Here is a 22,641-nt window from a genome sequence, read left to right on the forward strand (position 1 = left end):
GCGATTGCGAACCGCCGGGGTTTTGTTATTTAGCCCACGAAAAAACCATCACTTGGCTGGCTTCGTTCGATAATAGTTTTAATAGGCTAGGTAAGGCGCCCATCCGGGTATGGACGACAAGCCCCAGGGCGCGGCATGCCAAACCAAAACATATCCAGCTATCAGCAACGCGGAAAACGCGATGACAAAAATTCGATTCATTCCTCACTCCTTGAGATTCGACATCCTTTCCGGCGAACAAATATAGCAATGCGACATCACGCAGTCACTGTTTGTCTCCGCCGGAATATTTGAGCTAGGATCCGGCGCACGTTCTCTGCCTATGAGGGTACGCAGAGAAAATAGAAGCCCCGATGGGCCAACCTCGGGGCTTTGCTCAATCCCCAGACGGAGAAAACCCCGAACGGGTCGGGGTCTTGGTGTAGTGCTTGGCGCCGCCTATCCTGACACCGGCCCACATCAGCCATGCCCTCCAGCGAGCAACGCCCTCGGCACGTAAAGCGCGATACAGGACGGCGTCGGCCTCCTTGCGCGTAACCTGCCCGTAGCTATAAAGGAAGTCGTGCACGGTCGCGGCATAGTTGCCGTACCCAGACACCAGCGCGAACAGCACGAACAGAAAGGCGTTGTGCAGCACCTGGATGCTGGCGAAGTCAGTGACGAATCCGGCCGGCACGATGATCGTGCGCTGATAATCGTCGGCCAGCACCAGGTCATCGAGCAGCTTGTACGTGCGCCTGTCGGTCTGCTCGGTTTTCAGTGTGGTGGTGAAGCGGCTCATTCCGGCCAACCCCCTTCCAGCATCTCGGCAGTGATCGATCCGTCAGCGACCGCGCCCAGCAGTTCAGCCTCCCGATTGAAGCAGGCCTGTACAAAAGCCCGGACCTGCGAGGCAATGCCCAGGATCTGCTCGCCCGTTAGATCAACGAAGCCCGTCGCTGCCTTCCATTTGATCCGGTACTCAGGATCGAGGGATGCAGCAAAGGCCGCACCCGTCAGCAACGACTGGCTGTCGCGCTCGGTATTGACCTGGACACCCTCCACGGTGACACCGCCTGTTTCTACTTGGAAGCGGCGTGCGGCAATCAGTTCTGGCCAGTCAGGCAGCTGCACCGGCTCTGGAATAGGAACCGCTGTCAGCTTCTCCCAGCCACTACCGGTCCAGCGTGCAACCTGGGTGCCGGTGAGCTTCATCGGTTTGGTTGGGGTGCTGCGCAAAGGCAGTGCGCCGTTTTCGTCAGCGACCTGTTCGCCCAGGTAAAGGCCCTGCTCATCCCACAGATAGAAAATCATGATGCCTCCAGGGCTTTAATGTAGGACTTCGGTCCAGCAGGCAGGACGACCTCTCTCAGCTTGAACTGAGTTGCTGTGTCGTATGCGTAGGTTGGAGTTGAGCGGGATACCTTCCCGGCGTCGCCGACCGCAATACCGAGCCCGGACAGGTTGTTACCGACTGCACGGACGGATGTCGTGCCAAATCCAGCGCTGACGACTCTCCACGTCTTGCCTGCGTCCTCGCTCTTTGTAACGATTCCACCATCACCGACCGCAATGAATGTTTTTGCTCTGTCGCTTGATAGACCGCGAATGGTGTTCGTCCCGAAGTTAGGTGTGGAAACTACGGTCCAAGTCAGTCCGGAGTCTTCGGTTCGGGATATCTTTCCAGATGCCCCGGCTGCAACGAAGGTCTCAGCGCCATTGCTTGAAATGGCCCATACAGGGGTGCCAGTGATAGCTGTTCCAGATGACAACCACGACGCGCCTCTGTCATCACTTCGGAAGGCTAAGCCACTATTGGATACAGCCATTACCACACCATCTGAGCCGGTCGTGACCGCCAAATGTGCATTGGACGTTGATAGTCCAGTGGATACCGCAGCCCAGCTGGCGCCTGAGTTGGTGCTGCGAAATGCCTTGCCGGTGTCACCTACAGCTACGAAGGTAGAGTTGCCGCAGTAAGCAATACCGTAGATTCCGGAACTGCCAAACCCGCTTGTGACAAGGTTCCAAGTGATCCCGTTATCAGTGCTTAGCGAAAGACGCCCAGAATCACCGACAGCGACCCATGTTCCAGAACCGTTATTGGCAAGGCCATTAATCGCTACGGCGGCAAACTTCGAATCAACCGCAGTCCAGGAAACACCCTGGTTCGTAGAGCGATACATCGCACCGGCAGCGCCTGCGGCAATCCATACCCCTTTCTTGTCTGTATCTACGCAAAGCAGGTTCGCCGATGACGGGATGGTGGTTGTGATCAGCGGCCACGCTGCGCCCATCACGCCTCCCAACAGCCCCAACACTGCGAAGAGCGCCGGGTACGCGGACTGCAGGTAGATCGATCCGTCCTCAATCAGGTATCGCGAACCAGGGTTTCGAGCGGTCACCAGCACGTCGCCCACGCTCTGACCCACGAAGGCGAACTCCACACCATTATTGGCGGGGTTGATGATCAGCGATTTACCAGCTCCGTTCAGGGCGGGCAAGCCTGCAGCCGACCCAGCAGCAGCGGCCGCTGCCTGGGCGGACGTTCTCGCAGACTCAGCAGCAACCCTGGCCGAGTTTGCGAGACCAACCTGCTCGGCTGCCGTGGTTGCAGATGCAGCCGAGTCAGATGCACTATCTGCCGCCGCATTGGCAGCGGCTTCAACTTGGGTCACTGCTTCATTGATCCCAGGAATCAGCTTGCCGTTGATATCAACATTGACTAGGTTTTGTTCGGCTGAGAGGTAGACGCCGGCCTTTTCGTCGAACACCGCTTCGGGATCGGTTGGCAACGGTGGATCGGGCATTAGTTTCAGCAGGGGGATTGCCATTAGGTGATGCTCCTTACTCTGAGCGTGTATTCGCCGCGGCCATAGGTAGGAAGGCCTGTATCGAAATCGTCGAAGATGCCAACGATCGCGGTGTATTCCAGTTTGCTGGACCCGACATAGAGCGCTGGGGTGTCTCCCGCATCGTCGAGGGTGCGCTGGACGCTGGATATCTGGTCGTCCTGAAGAACAACCTGAAAGTCGATTAACCTGCGCTTACCGCGCCGGGTGATGGTGATGCTGCCGTCGAACTCTTCCTTGATGGTCGAGTAGTTCTTGCGACCCAGATTGGTTCCGTAGACAGCGGTCCCGATGCCCTTGCCCCAGCCCAGCACCATAATGCCGACCTGAGCGGTACCACCCGGCGCGCTGACGATCACGCGGATATCAGCGTTGTTGAAGGGCGGCAGCTCGAAGTCAGCCAGGTTGTCCTTCGTCGTGAACTGCCCGAAGTAATACTGGTACCAGCTGCCGCCGGCCTTGAGCGACATGGAAAAGGTCTTGTCATAAACCGGGTCGGTTACACCTGGCACGGTCATGACGATACGGACGCTTGAAGCAAAAACCCCCACCAGCCCAATCGAATTGACGCGCTTGCCCGGACGGATCGTGAAGTCGATCAATTCGGGGTTTGAGGTGAAGGTGCCGATTTTCCAGGTGTTGCCAACGCTCTTGTTGAACATCCGGTACTTGTTGACCCAGCCCATGTTGAGCCAGGCGGATGGCTTCTCGGTGGTAGGAATGTCGGTGACCGGGTGGCGACCCGTGTTATCTGCGGTCGCCTCATAGTTGATCCGATCAATCGTTACCTTGTCGCCGACCTTGTAGGCGGTCGCAGAGTTGTACGCCGGATAATCCGCATCCGGCAAATTGCTCAGGACCAGCCGAGCCGGGGTTATCTCTATCCCCGGCACAACCTTCATTTCGCTCATGCAACCACCCTGGTATCGACTGTGCCGACGATTGGCACACCGCGATTCGCGATCTCATCGGTGTGATCCGCTGTGGCCTTGATGTGCTTGCTGATGTACTCGAAGTTGGTCTGCATCTCCCGACGCAGGCCGCGCAGCTCGGCGACGGTTGCCGCTTCGCCACCGCCCTGCCCCGAACGAGAAGACTGGCTCGACGCGCTGTAGATCTGGCTGGGCCGAGTGATTTCCAGATGCGGGCCGGTTTCACCCACTGCACCGCCCATGGCGAACGCCGGCAGACGCCCGGCATTCATCTGATCCAGTAGCCCGGTACCGAACATTCGCACCGCTGCCGCAGACATCATGTATTCACCGTTGGAAGCGCGAATCATCATGCTGTCTGAGGTGCCCGTGCCTGGGCCCGTGATCAGCCCGCCAGTGGCATAGCCCGGAACCTTCTGCCCGGCCAGGTAAGCAGCCGCTGCCGCTTTGGATGCCGCGATAGCCGCCTGGCTCACCGCGCCCTGGTACTTGCTCGCATCCAGCGCCAGTGCCTCCTTGGCAATGGTCTCTGCCGCCTGCTGGTAGGTGACCGCCCCGCTTTGCAGTTTGGCCGCCCAGTAGGACGCGCCCGCAGCCTCTGCCCCCCGACCCAGTACCGACTGATAAAGCGTCTCGACCAGCGCGGCATTGTTGCCCGGAGTGTTGGCCTTGCCGGCGCCAGTGGCCTGCCCTTGAAGCGCTGCCACGACCGCCGCGTTCATGGCATTGATCGCAGCCGTAACGCCCATGATCGAGTTGTCTACGCCGTTAAGCGCATCCATCTGAGCCTGGGCGAATTCGAGCTGCTGGTCGTACTGCGCCATCTGCGCGTCGTATGCCTCCTTGGCTTGGTCGATCTGAGTTTCCAGACCTTCCTGCAGCTTCTCGGCGGCAGTGAGCTGTTTGCCGTTGATGGCATTCAGCTCGGCGACCACGTTTGCAGTCCGGCCCTGGTCCCGGTTGAAGTCTTCAAGCGAGCTGTACAGGTCGGTGTTGTTGTCGCTGACCGTATTCAGCGCATCTTCAAGACCGGTGAAACCAGACAGCGAGCCGCCCGAACGTGCGGTTGCCAGCGCCGATTGCAGCGTTGCCCGAGCCTGAGACTGGAGCATCTTCACGGCATCGTCAGACGTGCCGCGCAGGGACTTCAGCGCAGATTCAAGCGAGTTGCTGACCGTGGAAAGGTCGGTGACAGCCTTCGACGCAGTGGCCGACATATCGCTTAGCGAGGTGTTGGTTGCGTTGTAGGCCTCGGTCGCTTTCTTCTGCTGAGCAGTGATTGCGCGCTGAACTGCTGAGAAGCTGTTCGACACACCTGCATTGAGCAAGTCAGCCGCGGCTTGCGCCTTGGCTACTGCAGCGTCGGCGGCCGCCTGAGCGGTCGACTCCAAGGCATCGAACACGGCCCCGGCTGCGCCCGACACGCCCATCAGCGTGTCGTACATCGCTTTTCCGCTTTCGGTCGTCAGTTTGGCAGCGTCCTCGACCATCTTCCGGAAAGCATCACGGGTTCCAGGAAGCGTTACCCCGAGCCTTTTAATCTCGGCAGTAGACTCCGCGATGGTGCGCGCGGTGTTTTCTGCCTCGCTGTAAAACGCGCCGTAGTAGTCGGCCTGGCGCTGCTTGAGGATGGCGTAAGCCGATGCGGCCGACTCAGAGGCCGCAGTCAGCTGCACGAACATCTGCCGACCTGCCTCGGTGGTCACGTCGATGGCCGAAACCATGGCGCGATAACCGGCAGCATTTTCGGGCAACACCACGTTCATCGCCTGGAACTGCGCACGCACCGCCGCCAGCGTATCTGCCATCCTCTCCGTGTCGCTGAAGAAGCCGCTGTAGTACGCATTGTTCGCGGTATTGAAGGCTTCAATCCCGCCCGCCATGGCGATCAGCTGCTCGGCCATCCAGCCGCTGGACAAGGACACGTCCAGAACCTTGACGTCCAAGTTCTTGAGGGCGTCCCGTACGGTGTACAGGTTGTTAACAAACTCGGTCAGTTGATCAAAGTTGTAACCGCCCAAGCCCGAACTGGTCGCCGTATTGATTGCCGAGACAGCCGAGTCGCCCAAACCAGCGAACCATTTATCCAGCTCTTCCTGGACAGCTTCCGCTGTCTTGCCCTTGGTGCTGATCTTACTGGCCGCCACGTTCAAGCCGTCGAGCACCGTCTCGCTCAGCTGAACGCCGAGCGCCGAAAACAGCCCCATGGAATTGAGCAGCTTGTCGTTATAGGCGGCGCCGAGCGCGCTTTCAGTCTCTGCGTCGAGGTCGCTATAGCGCGTTCGTTTCTTACTGCTCGAAAACAAGCCCCCTTTTTTCTTCTGGTAAATGTACTGCTGCGGATCGAACTCGCCATTTTCGACACCGAGGGAGATGCCGCCGTCCTTGGTCTCCCACGCGCCCCCGAACAGCTTCTTGCCCACCGCGCCCCAAACCGCCTGGTGCAAGGTCGAGCCGCTGATGATTGCAGCCAGCTTGCCACCCACCAGCTTGCTGTTGATCTTGTCCTGGATCTCCATGATCCCTGACTGCAGCGCAATCGGAGCCATAGTCGCCTTGCCCAGCGCGGTGTCGCCGCCGGTCGCCTGCATCTCACTCATGCTTGGGCGAACCCCGGCGTCGTACAGCTTGCCGGACTGGTACATGCCCATGATGACTGCCAGTGGCCACATTGCTGCTGCACTGCTGAGTGCGCCCGAGATTGACGCGGCAATACCTTGAGAGGCCGCCGCCGTGGTTGCACCGGCCACGCCGATGTTCGTGCCAATAGAGGCCGCACCCTCAGCAATAGCACCCTGAAGTGCAGCCGCCGTGATCCCTTCGGCGCCTACCGTCGCAGCGGCAGCAGCGGCCTGAGCAGCAGTCACCCCAGTCAAAGCGGCGGTAGTCGCAGCAGTCCCGGCAGCGGTCGCGCCAGTGATGGCAATGTTTCCGCCAATCAGACTGGTGAACCCGCTGGATAGCGTGCTGGCGATGTTCGACAGCATGTTGCCGTAATAGCTGGCACCGCCAGAGAGAGCGCCACTGACGCCGCCGGAGGCATAGCCCGAGGCAATCGACGAACCCACCCCGGTGAGATTGCTCCACGCCGAATACAGGTTTTTGCCGAGGCTGACCATGCCACCCCAGCCGTTAGCATCGCCCGCGGATCCGCCCTGACCCGTTGCGCTACCAAGAAGCTTGCCCCATATCGATGACAAGCCCTGGCCGTTGTCGGAACCAGTCAGCCAGTTGCTGATCGAGGCCAGCAGGGGCTTGGTGGTGAGCATGTGAGCGATTTCGCCCAAGGTCTGCTTGAAACCCTTCTTCAGGTTATCCCACAGGCTTTCCGCACCGCTGCCGATGTTGCCCCAAGCACTGGCAAAGGCCTCGTCGATACGATCGATTGCGCCCTCGGTCATCTGCCCCCAGATCGTGGCCTTGCTGCGGTTGACCTCGTACTCGTTGCCAAGCTTGGCCAGGGCATCCTGGTAGCTCGCTGCATTCTTTGGATACAGCGCCATTGCAGCGTTGAGTGCTTCCTGATCAGCGGTGTAATCCTTGAGCAGCTTCGCCTCCGGATACAGGCGCTCCATGATTCCGCCAGCGCTACCTGCCTGCTGAACAAGTTTGAGCGCCTCCTTCTGCGCCTCGGTCGCAGCCAGCATTTGTTTATATTCTTCGCTGCCGACTTCGATGTTCTTGCCGGCAAGCGCAATGGTCAGCGCCTTTTCCGCGTTGTACGCAGCCAGCGCATCGGCGCCCATCAGGGTGGCCTTGGCTTGCGCAATCAAGTCCGCCGTTTCTTGTTGAAGGTTGTACGCCGACTGGCTGACGTTGAGCTTGTCCTGCGCGTCCTGTTGGGCCTTCAGTGCCTTCTCCACTTCCGCCCGTGCCGCCGCGCCGGTTTTAAGCAGGGCCTCTTCGACCTTTTGCTGAAGGCTGAACTCGCGGGATTTGTCCGTACCGGCCAGGTATGCCGCCGCCAAACCGGTGGCCGACTGGATGGCGATATCGGCCTGGGCCTTGAGGTCGGTAAGGGCCTTAGCCTGGTTTTTCGCTTCGGTCGCCGCTTCCTTAGCGGCACTAGTGCCGCTTTTGGTTGCCTTAGTGGCTGCATCGTCCGCAGCCTTCTGGGCGTCCTTCGCGGCCGCAACCTTAAGGATCTCGGCCGCCATTTCCTTGGTGAGAAGCTTGTTCTCGGAAATGAATCGATTAGCAGCCTCTACTGCGGTTTTGTCCTGAGAGGTCGCGAGCTGCTTTTGCAGCTGCTCCAGATATTTCTGGCCCACGCCAGCCGCTTCCGCCTTTGCCGCAGCGTTTTCACGCTCGGCCTGGGTGAGAGCGTTGGTTTCACCGGCTAGCTGAGAGACCGTATCCTTCAGCTTGGCGAGCTGTGCGGCCGCAGTTGCCGAGGAGGTGCCACTTTCCTCAATAGAAACTGCCATCTCCTCCGTGACACCAGGAACAAGCCGCAGCTCATCAGCCACCGCCTTCCAGTCCACTACGATGCCAGAGGCCTGGTCCTTTGACGCCTTGCGCACACGATCAAGCGCCGCCTGTGTGTCCCCTGGCAGACTAACCAACCCTGCCATGAGGCCGTCAGCCCCCGCAGCCCCCATGCTACGAAGGTCATTCTCGAATTTGTCGGCCATAGCGCCAGACATTTGAGCAACCTTGCTCTGCGTATCGGCGATATTTTCCTGAAGCCCGCGCAGAGTCACCGACTTTCCGGCACGATCAAGCTCGTTGAACCGCTTGGTAAGCTTTTCGATAGGGTCAGCAAGATCACCCAGCTTCTTTTCCAGATAGCCGGTATTGTCTCGCAGGGTGAGAAACGCAGTGGCTGCGCCAATGGCGAGCATCGCTATACCTGCCGGGCCACCCAGCAATCCGAGCAGAGTTCGACCAGTTCCAACGATGGCTCCCTGCGCTGCTCCTACCGCTGTCGTAGCGCGAGCTTCCAACATGCGAGCTTCCGCAAGCTGCAGCGACAGTTGCTTTTCAACTGCCATGCCGCTGATACGGGTCTTCGAGGCGGCAAGCTCCTTCTCTGCAAGGAAAACCGCCGTTTGCGCTTTTTGCTGATCGGCCTGGGCCGCGAGCAATATGGCTGTAGCTTGGGCTCGACGAGCCATCGCGTCGTCAATGGCCGCCTTCGTCGCAAGGACAGCACCTGCAGCCGACGCGGCAAGCCCGCGAGCATAAGCTGCGAGAGTACCGGCAGCAGCGACACCAGCAACCTCAGCAATTGTTCCGAAGTTCTCAGCCAGCACTGATATTCCGGACGCAAGAATCCCAGTGCCGTCAGTTGTTTCGTTGAGCTGCCCGATGTACACAGTGAAAGCGTTGTTGAGCGCCACCATTGCATCGCGAACCGCTACGCCCATGCTGTCAGCGAGCAGGCCGTTCGCCTCAGCGCTCTTGCGCAAACCCTGAGTCAAGGTGTCGAGGCTGAGCTTGCCTTGCGCGCCCAGGCTTCGGATTTCCTCGGCAGACTTGTTTGTTGATTTTGAGAGAGTGTCGACAATCGTAGGCATCGCGGCGAGTATCGCCTGCCAGGAATCGGCCTCAACCTTGCCAGTCTGCAGCGACTTCGAATACGCATCGATGGCAGAGCTGGCCTTGTCAGCAGATGCCGAGTTTGTCACCAGAAGGTAGCTAAAACTGTCCATGACATCCATGGACTGGTCAGCGCTAAGCCCCATAGATCTAAGGCTGTCGGAGGTGCGGATGTAGAGTTCTTGCGCCTCTTCAAGTGGACGGTAGGTGCGATTTGCGGTGGCAAGCAATCGCTCTTGCACCGTGTTGTACTCGCCGAAGCTCTTGGTCGCCAGACCAATACGGTCGGACATCTGCGAGTAGGAGTCGGCAGTCTTGATTATGGTACCGATAGAAGCGGCGCCAATGGCAGCCGCCAAGGCACCCTTGATAAGCCCGCCAGCGCTTTGCGCGCTCGCCCCTGCGCGATCAAACGCAGAATCGATACGCCCAAGACTCGTATCCATTTTGCCGGCCGACTGCGCAACCGCCGCCTCGCCTCGGGCGATCTCCTGGCGGAGCTGTGCCGTAGTAGCCTCGATACGAATCAGCATGCCTTGAACGTCGGCGTCAGCCATTTACTTTCCTCCAGGCGAAAAAAACCGCACAACGCGGTTTGGGTAAATCGGTGTCTAGTCTTTTTTCCTGCCCATGGCCGCAACACGAAACCCCATACGCGCTTCCTTGGCCACGGCCTTTCTGTCGATCTTGTCCTTCTCCCCACCACCGCCGAATGGGTTCGTGTCGATCAGGAATTGACGCTTCGAATCCCAGGCCATGACGATCTCAACGACGGGCGTGTTCCAGGCTTCGCTCGGCGACCACCCCAGCCAGCCGGTGGCTATGTTGAATAGCTCATCGACTACGCTGAGGTCGGGATCCCGCTTTACTCGTTTCCCGACTCGGCCTGAGCTTCCAGCTCGGCATCACTCTTACCGGCAGGATTCAGGAAGCCTTTCAGATACGGAATGACCTGGCCGCCGGCGCTATCGATTCCTTCCTCGAACACGGCTTCCTCGATAGGCGCGGCAGCGTCTTTCTTGGCCAGGTTCACGCCGGTGCCGATCGCGACAATGAAGGCGATGGTAGACAGATTCGCAGTGCCCACCGATTGCATTGCAGGCAGGATCCCGCCAAAGCGACCTTCAATCGCTTTCATGGCTTTCAACGTAGGTTTCAGGGTGAAGACTTCGTCGCCGAGGGTGACTTCAACGGTGCCGTGGTTGGTCTTGGACATGGATATTTCTCTCTATCGAATGAAGAAGGGCTGACGCCGCAGGTTGCGGCGCCAGGTGACGCCGACCGATTAAGGCTCGATGACCTCGTACACTTCGGAGTTGATACCTAGGGTCACGGTGCGCTTGAGCACGCCCTCGACACTGATGCCGGTTTTCTTGTTGCTCATGACCTTGGCAGCCATGTAGTCAGTTTCACCGTCGACGTATACGACCTTGATCGGATAGTCATAACGGGAGCGATCCAAGAACGCTTCGACCAACTTGAGCTGGCCAGCATCACCAGCATCGAAGCCGATGGACAGCTCGACCGACCCAGCATCGGCCAGGCCTTTGAGATGCTTCGCTCGGCCTTCCGCCAAGCCGGCAAAACTCACATCGTTGATGGTGTCGCCGTAATCGCCGATGCTTTCCATTTCCCCGACTTCGACATAAATCAGGCCGGACAACAGGGTGATGGCGGCGGCATGATCTTTTGGCAGATCGGCAGTGAGGCGCGGACCGATGTAAATTCGCGTGCCAGCGCCGGTATTGATAGACATAAGCAGTCCTCCTGAGGACAGGTGATAAAGCCGCGTGGCGGCGTTGGTTCAGCGGTTTAGTGTTGGGTGACGATTCGCAGCGTGACGCTACCCATGAAGGTAACGCCGTCGGGCTCGCGGTTTGTTTGTTTGCGCTCGACGCGGATCGATACAACCCGGCCCGTAGCAAGCGGAAGAGGTCGTTCGTGAGTCGCCGCATCGATCTCGGCCATGAGGCGCTTCACTTCCTCCTGGCCCTTGAAGTCAGACCAAACCGACAAGTAAAAAAATCGGATGTCTCGGCGGCTCGCCAATGGATCGTTGTTGGTTGAGATTTCATAATCGAGCGAGACGTACGGAAAATCGGCGTTCATCGGCACGCTGTCGTAGACCGGGCAGGACACTTCCAATTCAAGCCTGTCGAACAGCGCAACCTGCAACGCGAAGGAAGGATCAGCCATTGCCCAACTCCTCGACCGCTCGCTTCAGCGTATTGCTGACCGCGTGTTTGATGCTGGCCAGGATGAATTCCCTGTTGACGTCATAGGCCGGGCGCAGCCAGGGATGCGCGGGTCGAGCTGGAATATCCGGATACTTTCCGAAAAACGTCGAGCCGTCTGACTTGTTCGTTGGCCGCTTGTTGCGACCGCCAGCCCTTTTGCCCTCGGTGTAACCTTTGGAGCCGCGCTCCACGATCCCTAAGTAGAAGAACCGCCTATTCAGCTTCTTGCCTCGAATCCCAACCTCAGCATCCAGCCCGCTCTTCGAGACAAAGGCTGTTAATGCAGCCGCACCCTCACCGGTATCCTTGGGGATCAGCTCCTTCATCGTGGACAGAAGCTTGTCCGCCGCTTCCTGCATTGCAGGCTTGAGCTCGTTGTCGAGCTGGGTGTGGATATTGCGCAGCATCTTTCTCAGCTTGAAGTCGCCGGACACTCGTGATCTGCGCGCAGCCATGGCTTACTCCTTGGCTGCCGCCTTTGGCTTCTTCGGCTTTTCGGTGACTGGTAGCGGCGCCGACTCAACAGGCACCGGCTCTACCAGCTTACGGTCGATCAAAGACTGGGCATCACCGGCACTGACAACAAACTCGTCGCCCGCGACCTTGCGACCCATGGGGCCAGAGATACTGGCCAAGGCACGTACTTTCATGTGGATAACCTCTAAGGGTTGGTGACGCTCGAGCACAACAGCCTGAGCATGGCGGGGTCCCGATCCGGCAGCGCTGCTACGATCAGATAGGTGCCCCTGGGAGATGCGATACGCATTCCAGCGACTACGTCGGGGCGGTACCGGATTTTAATTTCTGCGGTGACTTTCGCCTCAAGGCGGTCCGCCACCGGGGAAGTGCTACCGCTGGGAGTGGCGATCTCTGCCCAGATTTTGTCAACCTCTACCCAGACGGCCTCGCGACCGCCACCCGGGCGTTTAAGATCTTGAGACTGCATCAAGGAGCAGCGTTTGTTCATCGGGCCGGCTCTCATCAGAAGCGCTTCCTGTACCAGAGCAACCGTTCCACCGCGAGCGGCACGGCGGTTGAGATAGTCCCGATCACCACGGCCTCGCGGTTGGCGTACCAGTGCCCAACGAGCAGCAGTACCGCCTGCTCGACGTCCGGGGTGAACGCCATTTGCTCAGGACCGGTCGGCGCCGATTCGACGAGCTCGCGATCACAGTGCATGGCCACGTGCGCTTTCGCGGCTTCGAGGTAACCCGAAATGACCGCGTCCTCACCATCGCCATCGACCCGGAGATGCAGCTTTACGCGGTCAAGGTCGAGCATTTATTTGTTCTCGTTGGGCTTGGCGGATTTGTTGGCGGAGGGCTTCGCCTTCTCGACCAGGCCCTTCCCGATCAGTGTGTTTGCCAGTTCTTCGTCTTCGACGTCGAGAATCTGCCCGGCCTGAATACGGCCGCTGGCGGTTTTGAGCTTTTCAGGATCGCCTTCGAAGCCCCAAAGCACTTTCAATTCCATGGTGTTCTCCAACAAAAAAGGGGCCGTTAGGCCCCAAGGGATTGATCATTTTCCGATTCGAGTGGCTTACGCAGCCAGCGCGAAGCGACCTTTCACGAAGGCGAACTTCTTGCGAACAGCCAGGCCAAGACGCTCTTCCACCAGGATGGCGCGCTGGTTCTTGATGAAGTCGTCGTTGATCATGCCGACCTTAATGGTGAAGCCCATACGGTCGTAGATCCGTGCGCCCTGCTGGAACGAGCCGGTCAAGAACTCGCCACCAGTGGTTTCGCCATCGCCCTCGTCCATGCTGTCGGAGGCAACGACTGGGCGACCCCACAGCACCGGGGTGACCAGACCTTGCAGATTGGCGAACAGGTAGCGGTTTTCGCCGTCCTTCTGCAGCTCGATGTTCATCCAATCTAGATCGGACATAACAACGGCATCGGCCGGAAGCTTCGACTGCTTGCGCGCCTGGTAGATCGCACGGCGAACGGTATCGATGGCGGTGTCGCTGGCCTTGGTCAGAGCCGCATTGAATACGGTCGCCTGAGTCATGATGCCGTTCAGGTTGTTGCCGGTGCCGTCACCCTTCAGCAGCTGACCTTCGCGCTTCAACTCGAGATCGTAGCGCAACAGTTCCTGGATGTAGCTGTAGAGCTGAGGAACGTCGTCCAGTGCTTCATCGGTCACAGGCATCCAGACGGCGATCTTCTTGATCGTGTCGGTCACCTGCTCGAACGTCACATTGTTGGTCGGTTTGGCCCCACCTTCTGGCACCATCCCGGCACCCAGAGTGTGCAGCAGTTCGCGGAAGTACGTGAAAGCCTGGCCGGTCACTGGAGTGGTCGGGATCAAGTCACGAATCAGCAGATTCTGACGAGGAGCGCCTTGAATCACCGGATCGTATTGCGGAGCCACAAGGCCAGAGCTGGTGACCTTGGTCTCAGCCATCGCCGCCATGTCGGATTTGCTAACCTCGATCTCGGCCGAAGACTGATTTTTCTGAGCCAGCGCCTGGTACTTCTCGTTACCTTTGACGAAGTCGATGAAGCTTTTCTTCTCGCCGCCGGCCGCACGCAGCTTGACGCCCTTTTCTTCGAGCTTCTGAACCTGCTCGATGACGCGCTCGATCTCGCCTTTTTGGTTTTCGATCTGAGATTTCATCTCAGCGGTGACGGTGTTGCCCTTTTGCAGTTCATCGGCGACAGCGTCGTACTTCTTCTGCAAGCCACCGAAACCTTCTTTCAGTTGGTTTTCGAGCGAGCTTTTTACTTCTTGGATTTGATCGGTCATGGCGACACCTTAAAAAATTGGTCAAAAGTGCTGGAGAGTGTTTTCAGCTCTTCCACGATCGCCGTGGCCCCAGCGTCACCATCACGGTGCACTGCGGAATAGCCGAGCGAGGCGACTGCTGCCGCCTCCTTTTGGGAAAGGCCCATGCGGTCGCGCAGGGCCTTCTCAAAAATTCTGATGTCCGACTTAACGTCGGTAACCTGTGCCGCTGGGTTCATTCCGAACGGCACCAGCGAAGCCTCCCAGAGCTCCGCCTGTTTGATGATCCGCACGCTACGTCCCTCGCGCTCTTCATAGGCCGCGAGGATCGTGTTGAAACCGATGGACATGCTGTCTAGCGTGCCCTCCTTCATCAGTTCGTAAGCGTCACGGGCGTAGCTCACGGCCAAGTTGACCTTGCCCTTGATGTACAGGCCATGGTCGTCCTGACTGAACTCAGCGGAACCGACGAGCCGAGTCAGGTCATGGAACAGCGCCAGCTTCAAGCGGCCCGCACGGGTGGTCTTAACCTTCGTGAACGCACCCGGCAGAATCACGTCGTCACCCAGGTCGATGTTGTTGAATACCGCGGCGTAGCCCTCGAAGTTGCCGAGCTCGTCGCTGGCCTTTACTTCGAAGGGAACTTCAATCTTGCTTAGCATTGGTTTGCATCTCCCACCGGGTGACCCGGTCGTATTCTTCGCCAGCCAGAGGAGGAAGGTTTTCTTTGCGGCGGACTTCGTTGATGGTCATCCAGCCGGAGCCACCAGACCCGCCGAGAGCGCTACCGTAGTAGGTGGCCCGTCCAGCGCTATCGGCGCGCAGAATGCCCTCCACTACGAACTCGACGAACTGAGTCGTGCCGCCAAAGAGCTTGTCGTTGATCTCGTCCTCAATCGCCTTGATGTAGGGACTCAAGCCAAAGGTGATGAACCCGCTGGTCTGCTGCTCCAGGTTAGAACCCATGATTGAGGTCTTGCCCGCGCGGTTGGCCAGGTACAGCGGAACGCCCCAGATACCGGCAAGCGCCTCTTCCTGGAACTGCTGCGATTCGATGAACTGGCTGTCTTTCTGCGTCATGCCAGCCGGCACAATTTTCGGCCCGCCCTGCAACAACCCCATCTTGCCGATGTCTTCAACGTCGCCGTCACGGATCTTGGGGAATTTGGCGAGGACCTGCGCTTGTTGCTCCTCGGTCAGGAAGTTGTCGTAGATCACATAGCCGCCGGTGAAGCCACCTTTGCGCATGAACCGTGACGACCAGCTCTGAGCGGCCTTGGCCAAGCCCATCGCTTCCTTTTGAAATTCGACTGGGGACAAACCGTTGATGCCGTCAGCACTGAATATTTTGAAGTGCAGCATGAACTCGGGAGATACAGGGAAGCGCTGGCCGTTCGACGTCACCCAGTAAATGAGCTCGTCGTCAGTGTTCACTTCGACTGCGTCGGCACTCAACGGTATAAAGCCGATGAACTCCCCCGCATCGTTACGCTCGATAAGCGCGAACGCATTTCCTCGAAGCGCCATGTTGACGATGATGGCCTTGATGAAGTTGAGCATCGTCATGTAGGGGTTGGGCTTGCCCAGTAGCCGCGCCGCTCTGCTGTTGCCCTTCGCAAGCACCCGACCTGCTGGCAGATCGTCGTAAAGCTTTAGTGGAAGGCCAGATACGGTTTCGCTCAGTATTTTGATGCACGCCCAGACGATCGGGATGGCCATCGCTTTCTTCGGCGTTATCACCTCACCCGAGCGCGTCTCCCCGCCGATGTCGGTATTCACCTCGACGTACTGGCCCGTCTTTGGATCATTGAAGCCGAAGAAACTCCAGCTCATCGGGTTGTACCAGCGAGAAGCCATAGTGAGCCTATAGAAGTCCGGAAAATCCGTGTTGGAGGTAGTGGTCGAAATCGCCTTTGCTTTCCTCGACAGTTCCGAGGGTGGCTCCGAACGCCATCGCCAGTGCGGCCATGCCATCGATTCGACCGGTTGCTTTGTCCTTGGCAAACTTGCGCCCGCCTGCGGGGTCTTTCTGGATGACTGCGTTGGCCGCACACATGGTCAGCACCGGTGTCATACCGTGTCGTAGTCGTCCGTTCAGCAGTTCAGACTCCAGTGCGTCAATGGCTGGAGCCATGTCCTTGAAGCCCTGGCCGTACTCGACCAGAGGAAGATTTACACCTTGGGCTTCGGCGTCACGCTTGAAGAGATCAATCCGGTAGCGGTCGAATGCAATCGCCTGAATGTCACCGCCCAGGTCATTCAAGATCCGAGCGATGTCTACTGCCACGAATGCATAATCCACAGTCGCGCCGGGAGTGGTGATCAGCAGCCCCTGCCTTACCCACACGTCGTATGGCTCGCGGTCCCGTTTGGCTCGCTCCATCAGCCCCACCTCGGGAGTCCAAAAGAATGCCCAGGCGTTCCACTCCCCGTTGCGCTTACCGATCACAACAAACGCTGTAAGGTCAGTACGGAATGACAAGTCGAGACCACCGTACAGATCCAACCCATCCGGGCTGTCCGGCTCATCGCCGCATGATTCCCACACGCCCTTCGAGACGAATACCGATACGGTCGACACTCGCTGGTTGAGGCAAAGGTTTCGAAAGGTGTTCTCCGACGCTGGCATCCGATCTGCGCGCTCGGCCTGCTTCTCGAGATCCGATAGAGACCGAAAAGTCCCAAGAGCCGGGTTCGCTGCGCGCCAGGCAGCGGGGTCGGTGAGTTTGCAATCCTTCGGCGCCTCGTAGACGTGACTGACGATGTGCGGATCCTTGGAGCGCGCAGCATCGTCAAGCCAGACGCTGAACAGATCGCTGTCCTGCGCCGCCTGGGTGCTGATCGCAATCAAGAGCGGTGCTTCATGAGCGCCCTGCGCCGTGGTGATCGCATCGATAAAATCGTTCTGCGGACCTCGCACCTGACCAACCTCGTCGAGGATAGCCAGCACGGGCGACAGGCCGTGCGTTGTCTTTCCCTCGGCCGCCAGGGCTCGGTACTCGACATTGAGCGGTGTGCCCAGCAGCTTCTTACCGCTCGGGTTGATATGCACCAGCGCCTGAAGATCAGGGTTCAGGTTGATCATCTTCACCGCGAGGTTAAACACGATCCCCGCCTGCTCCCGACTCATGGCGCCGGAAACGATCTGCGAGTTCTGTACGGCTTCAGGGCCGACCAGGTGAACGAGCAGAATGCCGGCGATCAAACCAGTCTTGCCGTTCTTCCGCGCAATGCTCAGATAGGCCGTGCTGGTCCCGGCCGGGTTGTCGTAGATCGCCAGAATGAACTTCTTCTGGAACTCGTCGAGCACCAGAGGCTGACCAATGTGCTTGCCTTCCGGAACCCGGCAATATTTCTCGATGAACGCAATGACGCGCTCGCCGCGAGTGCGGCGCCTGACCGCCATCAGTGCATAGCCCGGGGGATCAGGTCGTCATCGTCCTGTTCTTCGATGACCTTCTCGGCCTGCCGTTGCTTGGTGGCCTTTTTGCCCTGGTCCCGTGAATCACCCTGCGTGGCGTGAGCATGAACCTGCAGGGAGCGTGACAGCGAAACCGCGCGACGACTCAGTGTCTCCAGCAGCGTGTGACGTGGGTTGATCACCGGCGTACCTCTGTCGTTAGTGATGATGTCGCCCTCCGCGTCGATCTCACGTTGCAGCTTCTCGATGGTCGCCAAGCAGCGGGCCAAGTTTCCCGCCAAGATCAAATCGGAGTCGGTCCAACTGTCTTTGGCGCGGGCGCGGACAATCGCGTCCCAGTAGGGTTGATCGCCATCGCGCAAGTGCACGGAGGCAGGTGGCTTGATCGGACCGGAAGATGCGGCCTGCATGGCGGCAACCGCCGACGACGAGCTATCAGAGCGGCTACGTCTGGCTGCCATAGAGTTCTCTTTGGGTTGGGAGTGGTATTGCTCGCGGCCGGTCAGGACCGAGTCTTGATAATCTTGTCCAACGCCTCTCGGGTCAGGCGCTCACGCTCGGCGTGTTCAAACTGTTGCGCTGCGAGGTGGGCTTGCCGATTGATTTCTTTGCGCTGTAATCTCGACAGCCTCGCGCGCGGGGCTGTGCGGGCGCCTAGCGCGCACAACAGATCATCGTGAGCGTCATCCATAAGGGTTCTCTATGCTGGCCGAATTTGGTTTTTGGAGGTTTTTCCGGGTTACGGATACAGAAGCAGGTCGAGGGCGGTCCTATCCAACGAGAACCCCTATCATTTGACCACCCCCTCTATCGCCGACTGACCGGTGATAGACTCTACCTATCGATGGTCGATCCTGCCAATAGCGCTGCCCTATCACCGATTCCAGTGATGGTTCGGGTCAACCGGCATGCCGGAGGTGTCGTGACCAGGGAGAATGCCGGTGCGCTCCTGCCGTTGCTTGGCGCCGTCATGGCAAGGCTTGCACAACGACTGCAGCGAGCTGGCATCGTGGAAGATGTTCTCGTCACCCTTGTGCGGGATGATGTGGTCAACCACTGTTGCCGCCTCAACCGTACCCAGCGCCTTGCATAGTCGGCAGGTTGGCTCTGCCTGCAACTGATGCCAGCGCAATCGATACCAGCGCTTGGTCTTGTAGAGCTGATGCCATGGCGAGTTGGTGGCCACCTATCGAGCCTCGAGGCTGATCTTGGTCATCGCCATGAGCGCACCGATCATTGCCTTGTCGGATTGCTTGGCAATCGCGACCACATCGGTTTCAGCCTTCATGACCTCAGCCTGATCCTCAGCCGACATCTCGCTGACCATGCCCTTCATCTGGTAGTACTCGGCCTTGTCACTCATGTTCCGCATCCTCGCCGCCTGTCGCGACACAATTTGCACTCTCGCGAAACGTGTCGCGACTTATCGAATACGACTCAATGAATTCACCGACTCGACTACAATCCAAATCCTTTCAAAGGAGTCGACTCAATGAAATTCAGCTGGATCATATTGATACTTTCGGCCGCTTCAGCATCGGGATGTGGGACGATCAATACGACGTTCCGGGATGATGCAGTGGCTAGTAATAAGCTGGCTCGCTGGCATTCCCATTGTGACTCGGTGCCGCGAATCTACAGCGGTACAGTGTTTGATTACTGCACACTAGACGCGGAGCAACGGCGAAGCACTGGCTTCGATGGATACCCTGCTCCCGCACTGATTGTTCTCGATATGGGACTCTCAGCTGTTACAGACACAGTCTTATTGCCTTATTCCATTTATCTTCAGAACAAGCATGGCGATATCAAGAAGGCCCGGTTCGAGTAGCACGCGAAATGACTACTTCCATGAGAAACGCGTCGCGACCTACTTGTCCTTTCTTCACAGGCGTCCGGTCGTGAGCTTCATGGCATCACCCACTAGGCGCGCTTGAAGGTTATTGTGATGGTCGGAATGATCGCGGCCATGAGTCTCCACAGACCATTTGTCGCACTAAAAACCTAGTGCGGAGTGGGTAAGCGAGTCTGGCTTAGGGATTGCACAGGGGTCGATTGTAATGGCCCCAGAGCGTCGGTAATCTGACGTAGCGGCACCCAAATAATGTTCATGACTCAGCGATACGCTTGGGCAGTCCACCGGAGATGTAACGTGTCAACTCTCAATGAAATCGCAATGAACCACGCGAGAATGACCAAGGCAAAGGAAGAAGGCTCGACCAAATTAAGTGAACGGCAGCTTCAACTACTCGGCGGCTTCGAAATCCCAGCCGTTGATGCGCAACAGCTAATTCCTTCGCGCCTCTTGGTCACACAGGACAGTTCGCTTGATCAAGGTGCCGGCTATTCGCTCTGACTGCGCTTGATCTGGGCGTCAACTTGATCGGCACACGTGTCCAGCAGCTTGATGGCCTTGTCCTTGAGCTCCCACACGTCGCCGTTGTATCGAAGGTCGGCGTCATCGTGGTCTACCCGCTCGCAGGGGATCAGCTCAGGGGCTTCAATTCTTACGGCCTTTGTCTGGGTTACCAGCGCTGGCTTTCCCGCGCAGGCCGTCAGGCAGAGGCTGAGCAGCCCAGTCACGAACAGGCTTGCTGTTGCGCTTGAGTTCTTCAAAGTCTTTCCTCGCCTTCTCGGCTTTCTTCTCGCTGGCCTTGATACGCTTGGCCAGATCGGCGGTGTAGTCGGCGTTGCGCTTGGCTTCTGCTCGCAGCGTGGTGATCGTGGCCTGGCTCTCCGTGTTCGCCTTAATGGCGTCATTCTTGCTTCGGGACTCAGCCTCCACCTCGCTACGTAGAGCGACGACGCGTGACTGCTGGATACCGATGAGCAAGATCCCCACCAATGCGATGATGATTGCAGCAGCGAAGGCCTTCATGCCGCATCTGCCTTGCGACCGAGGAACCTGATGATCAGGTCTCGGATCGCTGTGACACCGATGAAGCCAATAGCACCTCCAGCTGCAACGGAAAGGCTCGGCGGCCATTCCATCCATTCAATGATGCTGCTGGCAGAAAGGCTGAGCGCGCCACATATCAACGCCTCGAAGACGATCCGCCATTTGTTTGGCTCTTTGGCTTCGTACAGCACGCGCAACAGAGTAATGGTGAAGGCCATGATGGCGCCCTGCCAAAGCGGCGTGGAAAGGACCAGCCAGACCTGCGCCCAAAAGTCAGGATTTTTATCCGGCATCTTCATTTCTCTGCTCGCTTCTGAGCGACGTCATACGGGCGTGGTCTTTTGTTCGCGAGACAGCCCGTGATATTGATGGAAGCCATGCTGCTTTTCGCTAATCCTTCGGGCAGCGACAGCATCCTCAAACGAGTCGTGGTAACCGAGAAAAGTGATCACTCCACCAGAGGTGATTTTCGCCTCCCACTTTCGCTTCTCTGGATTCCAGCGAACGCCCATCACGCCGGTGCGATTGTCTCGGCGCATCGTTATATTTTTTTGATTTTCGGCATGCTCTACCAGGCGAAGATTCGCCAAACGATTATCCCTGCCATCGCCGTTGATGTGGTCGATAACTAGGGTGTCGTCGATGCTTCCGTGAACGATCACCCAGATGAGCCGGTGGGCATGGTAGAAACGACCCTTCACGCTTACCTGGGTATATTCCTTACCGGGGCTGAGCTTTCTAGTTCCAGCCACCACTCCTGACCGGGTCGAGTTCCACGCCTTAGTGTGCGCATCCGATGAGCCGCCAAGCAGAGGCTTTAACTTCCAGCGCAACAAGCCTGTATCAGGCTCGTACTCGAGCATCGCACACAGATCTGCTTGGCTCAGGCTGATTGGCCTTGCCATGGATTTTCTTGGCATGGACTTCATCCGGCTTCCTCCCTTGTGGGGAGCGTAATAAACTCGGCCCCAACAGCACTCCCAGCTCAGGGCTATGGGTGTGGGGAGCCGAAAACGAAAAACCCCGGCTAATGCCGAGGTCAAAAATAAGGTGATCCTGACCAGCCAGGACCCAGCAGTCGTTCAATAATTTTGGAATCTTTGCAAACGCAGTCGATCACTACCTCAGACGCAAAAGGGAGGCGGCATGAGCATCGACATTTTCACTATTCAGTATCTGCTACACGGCGAACCAAAAACCTTCGTCATCAGAACGAAAGGCATGAACACCGCTGACGCATGGCATTGGGCAAGCTGCGATGTCGGTATCGCGCCGATTCCAAAACCTGGTCGACCGCCTCTTAAAAAGTTTTCCAAACCGATGGCCGAAAGATATGGCATCGCCGATGTACGGTGGCGAGCATCTGAATCGGTCGACTGGTCGGATACGGCCACGTCGTGATTGTGGATATGAGAATACCCAAGGAGGCGCTTACTAGAATTCGGTGAGGGACTTTCCCCTCCTGTCCGTCAGCACTACTCCAGGGTAATGGAGCAGGAGTACGCTGACTGCCGGTGTTTATCGCACCACCGTACTGACCGGCTTATCGGTGTCCAGACATCCCCAAAGGGCCACTCTGGCAATGGTCATCAACAACATTGGCGGAAGGTGAAAGAGTCGAACTCTTACCGTTTCCGATAGCTCCGGGTTCAAACCGGATTGCCCACCACTGGGCGCCACCTTCCTAAAACTGTCTAAACGGCTAGGTCCTAAGGTATCTTGCGCGCCTTATTGACCAGGAGATTCTCGTGATGAGGGTAAAACGCACATTGGAAACTGATCGGTTTGAGGTTCAAAACGATGCAGGGAAAATCTACACCATCGTTGAAGAGACTCAGCAGAACGGGATCATCTCGAAAGGCAGCACGGAGTGGGAAAACGGAGCTAAATCCTATCGGATCGTGGATAACGGCTATTCCACTAGGCTCAGCGAGACGACGTTTCATAACTCTAGAACAGGCGAAACCTTGACTCGCACTTTGCGCGACTGAGCCCCTGAACCTGCAGGCTTCGTCACTAATGCTTACCGGTATAAAAAAGCCCAACACGATGG

At 57.9% G+C, this 22,641-nt stretch carries 28 protein-coding genes and 1 tRNA gene; 4 read left to right on the forward strand and 25 right to left on the reverse strand.

From position 1 onward, the window contains the following. Positions 1–376 precede the first annotated feature (376 nt). From IEQ42_RS04470 to IEQ42_RS04570, 21 genes are all read right to left on the reverse strand, one after another. Positions 377–781, reverse strand: a complete 405-nt coding sequence (locus IEQ42_RS04470; RefSeq protein ID WP_210702671.1) for a DUF1353 domain-containing protein — start codon at positions 779–781, stop codon at positions 377–379. Beyond that, positions 778–1,293, reverse strand: coding sequence for a DUF4376 domain-containing protein (locus IEQ42_RS04475; RefSeq protein ID WP_210702672.1), 516 nt, complete (start codon positions 1,291–1,293; stop codon positions 778–780). Before IEQ42_RS04475 ends, IEQ42_RS04470 begins: the two co-directional genes overlap by 4 nt. Then, complete coding sequence (locus IEQ42_RS04480) at positions 1,290–2,813, reverse strand: WD40/YVTN/BNR-like repeat-containing protein (RefSeq protein WP_210702673.1); 1,524 nt, start codon at positions 2,811–2,813, stop codon at positions 1,290–1,292. Before IEQ42_RS04480 ends, IEQ42_RS04475 begins: the two co-directional genes overlap by 4 nt. After that, positions 2,813–3,742, reverse strand: coding sequence for a hypothetical protein (locus tag IEQ42_RS04485; RefSeq protein WP_210702674.1), 930 nt, complete (start codon positions 3,740–3,742; stop codon positions 2,813–2,815). Before IEQ42_RS04485 ends, IEQ42_RS04480 begins: the two co-directional genes overlap by 1 nt. Beyond that, positions 3,739–9,861, reverse strand: coding sequence for a tape measure protein (locus IEQ42_RS04490; protein ID WP_210702675.1), 6,123 nt, complete (start codon positions 9,859–9,861; stop codon positions 3,739–3,741). The genes IEQ42_RS04485 and IEQ42_RS04490 overlap by 4 nt, the downstream gene beginning before the upstream one ends. Before the next feature lie 54 nt (positions 9,862–9,915). Next, positions 9,916–10,062: a hypothetical protein gene (locus IEQ42_RS04495; protein ID WP_215729522.1), complete on the reverse strand. Its 147-nt coding sequence runs from the start codon at positions 10,060–10,062 to the stop codon at positions 9,916–9,918. A gap of 107 nt (positions 10,063–10,169) precedes the next feature. Further along, positions 10,170–10,520, reverse strand: a complete 351-nt coding sequence (locus IEQ42_RS04500) for a hypothetical protein (RefSeq protein WP_210702676.1) — start codon at positions 10,518–10,520, stop codon at positions 10,170–10,172. A 69-nt stretch (positions 10,521–10,589) separates the two neighbouring features. Next, positions 10,590–11,060, reverse strand: coding sequence for a hypothetical protein (locus IEQ42_RS04505; protein WP_024011774.1), 471 nt, complete (start codon positions 11,058–11,060; stop codon positions 10,590–10,592). Positions 11,061–11,116: 56 nt separating this feature from the next. Then, the gene (locus IEQ42_RS04510; RefSeq protein ID WP_210702677.1) at positions 11,117–11,500 is read right to left on the reverse strand and encodes a DUF3168 domain-containing protein; all 384 of its coding nucleotides are present in this window, start codon (positions 11,498–11,500) and stop codon (positions 11,117–11,119) included. Further along, positions 11,493–11,996 (reverse strand): HK97 gp10 family phage protein, encoded by a 504-nt coding sequence (locus tag IEQ42_RS04515; protein ID WP_210702678.1) that lies wholly within the window; start codon positions 11,994–11,996, stop codon positions 11,493–11,495. The genes IEQ42_RS04510 and IEQ42_RS04515 overlap by 8 nt, the downstream gene beginning before the upstream one ends. 3 nt (positions 11,997–11,999) lie before the next feature. After that, positions 12,000–12,191 carry a hypothetical protein gene (locus IEQ42_RS04520; protein ID WP_210702679.1) on the reverse strand — a complete coding sequence of 64 codons (192 nt, stop codon included), beginning with the start codon at positions 12,189–12,191 and terminating at the stop codon, positions 12,000–12,002. An 11-nt stretch (positions 12,192–12,202) separates the two neighbouring features. Continuing rightward, entirely contained in the window at positions 12,203–12,523 is a 321-nt protein-coding gene (locus IEQ42_RS04525; protein ID WP_338109769.1) for a phage head closure protein, read from the reverse strand. Continuing rightward, positions 12,523–12,822, reverse strand: a complete 300-nt coding sequence (locus IEQ42_RS04530; protein ID WP_210702681.1) for a head-tail connector protein — start codon at positions 12,820–12,822, stop codon at positions 12,523–12,525. Before IEQ42_RS04530 ends, IEQ42_RS04525 begins: the two co-directional genes overlap by 1 nt. Beyond that, entirely contained in the window at positions 12,823–13,014 is a 192-nt protein-coding gene (locus IEQ42_RS04535) for a hypothetical protein (protein WP_210702682.1), read from the reverse strand. It abuts the gene before it with no gap. A 66-nt stretch (positions 13,015–13,080) separates the two neighbouring features. Next, a complete protein-coding gene (locus IEQ42_RS04540) occupies positions 13,081–14,289 on the reverse strand; it encodes a phage major capsid protein (RefSeq protein ID WP_210702683.1) in 1,209 nt (402 codons plus the stop codon). Beyond that, positions 14,286–14,930: an HK97 family phage prohead protease gene (locus IEQ42_RS04545; protein WP_210702684.1), complete on the reverse strand. Its 645-nt coding sequence runs from the start codon at positions 14,928–14,930 to the stop codon at positions 14,286–14,288. Before IEQ42_RS04545 ends, IEQ42_RS04540 begins: the two co-directional genes overlap by 4 nt. Next, positions 14,914–16,125 carry a phage portal protein gene (locus IEQ42_RS04550; RefSeq protein WP_210702685.1) on the reverse strand — a complete coding sequence of 404 codons (1,212 nt, stop codon included), beginning with the start codon at positions 16,123–16,125 and terminating at the stop codon, positions 14,914–14,916. Before IEQ42_RS04550 ends, IEQ42_RS04545 begins: the two co-directional genes overlap by 17 nt. A 7-nt stretch (positions 16,126–16,132) precedes the next feature. After that, positions 16,133–17,674 carry a terminase large subunit gene (locus IEQ42_RS04555; RefSeq protein WP_210702686.1) on the reverse strand — a complete coding sequence of 514 codons (1,542 nt, stop codon included), beginning with the start codon at positions 17,672–17,674 and terminating at the stop codon, positions 16,133–16,135. Next, positions 17,674–18,150, reverse strand: coding sequence for a TerS protein (locus IEQ42_RS04560; RefSeq protein WP_210702687.1), 477 nt, complete (start codon positions 18,148–18,150; stop codon positions 17,674–17,676). Before IEQ42_RS04560 ends, IEQ42_RS04555 begins: the two co-directional genes overlap by 1 nt. A 413-nt stretch (positions 18,151–18,563) precedes the next feature. Further along, entirely contained in the window at positions 18,564–18,875 is a 312-nt protein-coding gene (locus tag IEQ42_RS04565) for an HNH endonuclease (RefSeq protein WP_210702688.1), read from the reverse strand. Further along, positions 18,876–19,052 (reverse strand): hypothetical protein, encoded by a 177-nt coding sequence (locus tag IEQ42_RS04570; protein ID WP_210702689.1) that lies wholly within the window; start codon positions 19,050–19,052, stop codon positions 18,876–18,878. A 129-nt stretch (positions 19,053–19,181) separates the two neighbouring features. On the opposite strand from IEQ42_RS04570, the gene IEQ42_RS04575 reads away from it, so the two are divergent. Continuing rightward, positions 19,182–19,520: a YceK/YidQ family lipoprotein gene (locus tag IEQ42_RS04575; protein ID WP_210702690.1), complete on the forward strand. Its 339-nt coding sequence runs from the start codon at positions 19,182–19,184 to the stop codon at positions 19,518–19,520. A gap of 321 nt (positions 19,521–19,841) precedes the next feature. Further along, positions 19,842–20,045 carry a hypothetical protein gene (locus tag IEQ42_RS04580; RefSeq protein WP_210702691.1) on the forward strand — a complete coding sequence of 68 codons (204 nt, stop codon included), beginning with the start codon at positions 19,842–19,844 and terminating at the stop codon, positions 20,043–20,045. A 144-nt stretch (positions 20,046–20,189) separates the two neighbouring features. On the opposite strand, the gene IEQ42_RS04585 is transcribed toward IEQ42_RS04580, so the two are convergent. Genes IEQ42_RS04585 through IEQ42_RS04595 form a run of 3 tightly spaced genes read right to left on the reverse strand, consistent with a single transcriptional unit; the run spans position 20,190 to position 21,517 of the window. Next, positions 20,190–20,567, reverse strand: a complete 378-nt coding sequence (locus IEQ42_RS04585; protein ID WP_210702692.1) for a hypothetical protein — start codon at positions 20,565–20,567, stop codon at positions 20,190–20,192. Continuing rightward, positions 20,564–20,881, reverse strand: coding sequence for a phage holin, lambda family (locus IEQ42_RS04590; protein WP_051600598.1), 318 nt, complete (start codon positions 20,879–20,881; stop codon positions 20,564–20,566). The genes IEQ42_RS04585 and IEQ42_RS04590 overlap by 4 nt, the downstream gene beginning before the upstream one ends. A gap of 30 nt (positions 20,882–20,911) precedes the next feature. Next, the gene (locus IEQ42_RS04595; protein ID WP_024011527.1) at positions 20,912–21,517 is read right to left on the reverse strand and encodes an HNH endonuclease signature motif containing protein; all 606 of its coding nucleotides are present in this window, start codon (positions 21,515–21,517) and stop codon (positions 20,912–20,914) included. 217 nt (positions 21,518–21,734) lie between these two features. Between IEQ42_RS04595 and IEQ42_RS04600 the strand changes: the two genes are divergently transcribed. Continuing rightward, positions 21,735–21,989, forward strand: a complete 255-nt coding sequence (locus tag IEQ42_RS04600) for a DUF6555 family protein (protein WP_051600379.1) — start codon at positions 21,735–21,737, stop codon at positions 21,987–21,989. A 198-nt stretch (positions 21,990–22,187) separates the two neighbouring features. Here IEQ42_RS04600 and IEQ42_RS04605 read toward each other — a convergent pair. Next, positions 22,188–22,273, reverse strand: a tRNA-Ser gene (locus IEQ42_RS04605). Positions 22,274–22,339: 66 nt separating this feature from the next. Here IEQ42_RS04605 and IEQ42_RS04610 point away from each other — a divergent pair. After that, complete coding sequence (locus IEQ42_RS04610) at positions 22,340–22,579, forward strand: hypothetical protein (protein WP_210702693.1); 240 nt, start codon at positions 22,340–22,342, stop codon at positions 22,577–22,579. The last annotated feature ends 62 nt before the right edge of the window (positions 22,580–22,641 follow it).

This window comes from Pseudomonas iridis, from assembly GCF_017980685.1.
Lineage (GTDB): Bacteria > Pseudomonadota > Gammaproteobacteria > Pseudomonadales > Pseudomonadaceae > Aquipseudomonas > Aquipseudomonas iridis.

Excerpts from the sequence above, each read along its gene's own strand:
- IEQ42_RS04470 (WP_210702671.1), bottom strand. The coding sequence starts at position 781 with ATGAGCCGCTTCACCACCACACTGAAAACCGAGCAGACCGACAGGCGC.
- IEQ42_RS04475 (WP_210702672.1), bottom strand. The coding sequence starts at position 1,293 with ATGATTTTCTATCTGTGGGATGAGCAGGGCCTTTACCTGGGCGAACAG.
- IEQ42_RS04480 (WP_210702673.1), bottom strand. The coding sequence starts at position 2,813 with ATGGCAATCCCCCTGCTGAAACTAATGCCCGATCCACCGTTGCCAACC.
- IEQ42_RS04485 (WP_210702674.1), bottom strand. The coding sequence starts at position 3,742 with ATGAGCGAAATGAAGGTTGTGCCGGGGATAGAGATAACCCCGGCTCGG.
- IEQ42_RS04490 (WP_210702675.1), bottom strand. The coding sequence starts at position 9,861 with ATGGCTGACGCCGACGTTCAAGGCATGCTGATTCGTATCGAGGCTACT.
- IEQ42_RS04495 (WP_215729522.1), bottom strand. The coding sequence starts at position 10,062 with ATGGCCTGGGATTCGAAGCGTCAATTCCTGATCGACACGAACCCATTC.
- IEQ42_RS04500 (WP_210702676.1), bottom strand. The coding sequence starts at position 10,520 with ATGTCCAAGACCAACCACGGCACCGTTGAAGTCACCCTCGGCGACGAA.
- IEQ42_RS04505 (WP_024011774.1), bottom strand. The coding sequence starts at position 11,060 with ATGTCTATCAATACCGGCGCTGGCACGCGAATTTACATCGGTCCGCGC.
- IEQ42_RS04510 (WP_210702677.1), bottom strand. The coding sequence starts at position 11,500 with ATGGCTGATCCTTCCTTCGCGTTGCAGGTTGCGCTGTTCGACAGGCTT.
- IEQ42_RS04515 (WP_210702678.1), bottom strand. The coding sequence starts at position 11,996 with ATGGCTGCGCGCAGATCACGAGTGTCCGGCGACTTCAAGCTGAGAAAG.
- IEQ42_RS04520 (WP_210702679.1), bottom strand. The coding sequence starts at position 12,191 with ATGAAAGTACGTGCCTTGGCCAGTATCTCTGGCCCCATGGGTCGCAAG.
- IEQ42_RS04525 (WP_338109769.1), bottom strand. The coding sequence starts at position 12,523 with ATGAGAGCCGGCCCGATGAACAAACGCTGCTCCTTGATGCAGTCTCAA.
- IEQ42_RS04530 (WP_210702681.1), bottom strand. The coding sequence starts at position 12,822 with ATGCTCGACCTTGACCGCGTAAAGCTGCATCTCCGGGTCGATGGCGAT.
- IEQ42_RS04535 (WP_210702682.1), bottom strand. The coding sequence starts at position 13,014 with ATGGAATTGAAAGTGCTTTGGGGCTTCGAAGGCGATCCTGAAAAGCTC.
- IEQ42_RS04540 (WP_210702683.1), bottom strand. The coding sequence starts at position 14,289 with ATGACCGATCAAATCCAAGAAGTAAAAAGCTCGCTCGAAAACCAACTG.
- IEQ42_RS04545 (WP_210702684.1), bottom strand. The coding sequence starts at position 14,930 with ATGCTAAGCAAGATTGAAGTTCCCTTCGAAGTAAAGGCCAGCGACGAG.
- IEQ42_RS04550 (WP_210702685.1), bottom strand. The coding sequence starts at position 16,125 with ATGGCTTCTCGCTGGTACAACCCGATGAGCTGGAGTTTCTTCGGCTTC.
- IEQ42_RS04555 (WP_210702686.1), bottom strand. The coding sequence starts at position 17,674 with ATGGCGGTCAGGCGCCGCACTCGCGGCGAGCGCGTCATTGCGTTCATC.
- IEQ42_RS04560 (WP_210702687.1), bottom strand. The coding sequence starts at position 18,150 with ATGGCAGCCAGACGTAGCCGCTCTGATAGCTCGTCGTCGGCGGTTGCC.
- IEQ42_RS04570 (WP_210702689.1), bottom strand. The coding sequence starts at position 19,052 with ATGAGTGACAAGGCCGAGTACTACCAGATGAAGGGCATGGTCAGCGAG.
- IEQ42_RS04575 (WP_210702690.1), top strand. The coding sequence starts at position 19,182 with ATGAAATTCAGCTGGATCATATTGATACTTTCGGCCGCTTCAGCATCG.
- IEQ42_RS04585 (WP_210702692.1), bottom strand. The coding sequence starts at position 20,567 with ATGAAGGCCTTCGCTGCTGCAATCATCATCGCATTGGTGGGGATCTTG.
- IEQ42_RS04590 (WP_051600598.1), bottom strand. The coding sequence starts at position 20,881 with ATGCCGGATAAAAATCCTGACTTTTGGGCGCAGGTCTGGCTGGTCCTT.
- IEQ42_RS04595 (WP_024011527.1), bottom strand. The coding sequence starts at position 21,517 with ATGAAGTCCATGCCAAGAAAATCCATGGCAAGGCCAATCAGCCTGAGC.
- IEQ42_RS04600 (WP_051600379.1), top strand. The coding sequence starts at position 21,735 with ATGAGCATCGACATTTTCACTATTCAGTATCTGCTACACGGCGAACCA.
- IEQ42_RS04610 (WP_210702693.1), top strand. The coding sequence starts at position 22,340 with ATGAGGGTAAAACGCACATTGGAAACTGATCGGTTTGAGGTTCAAAAC.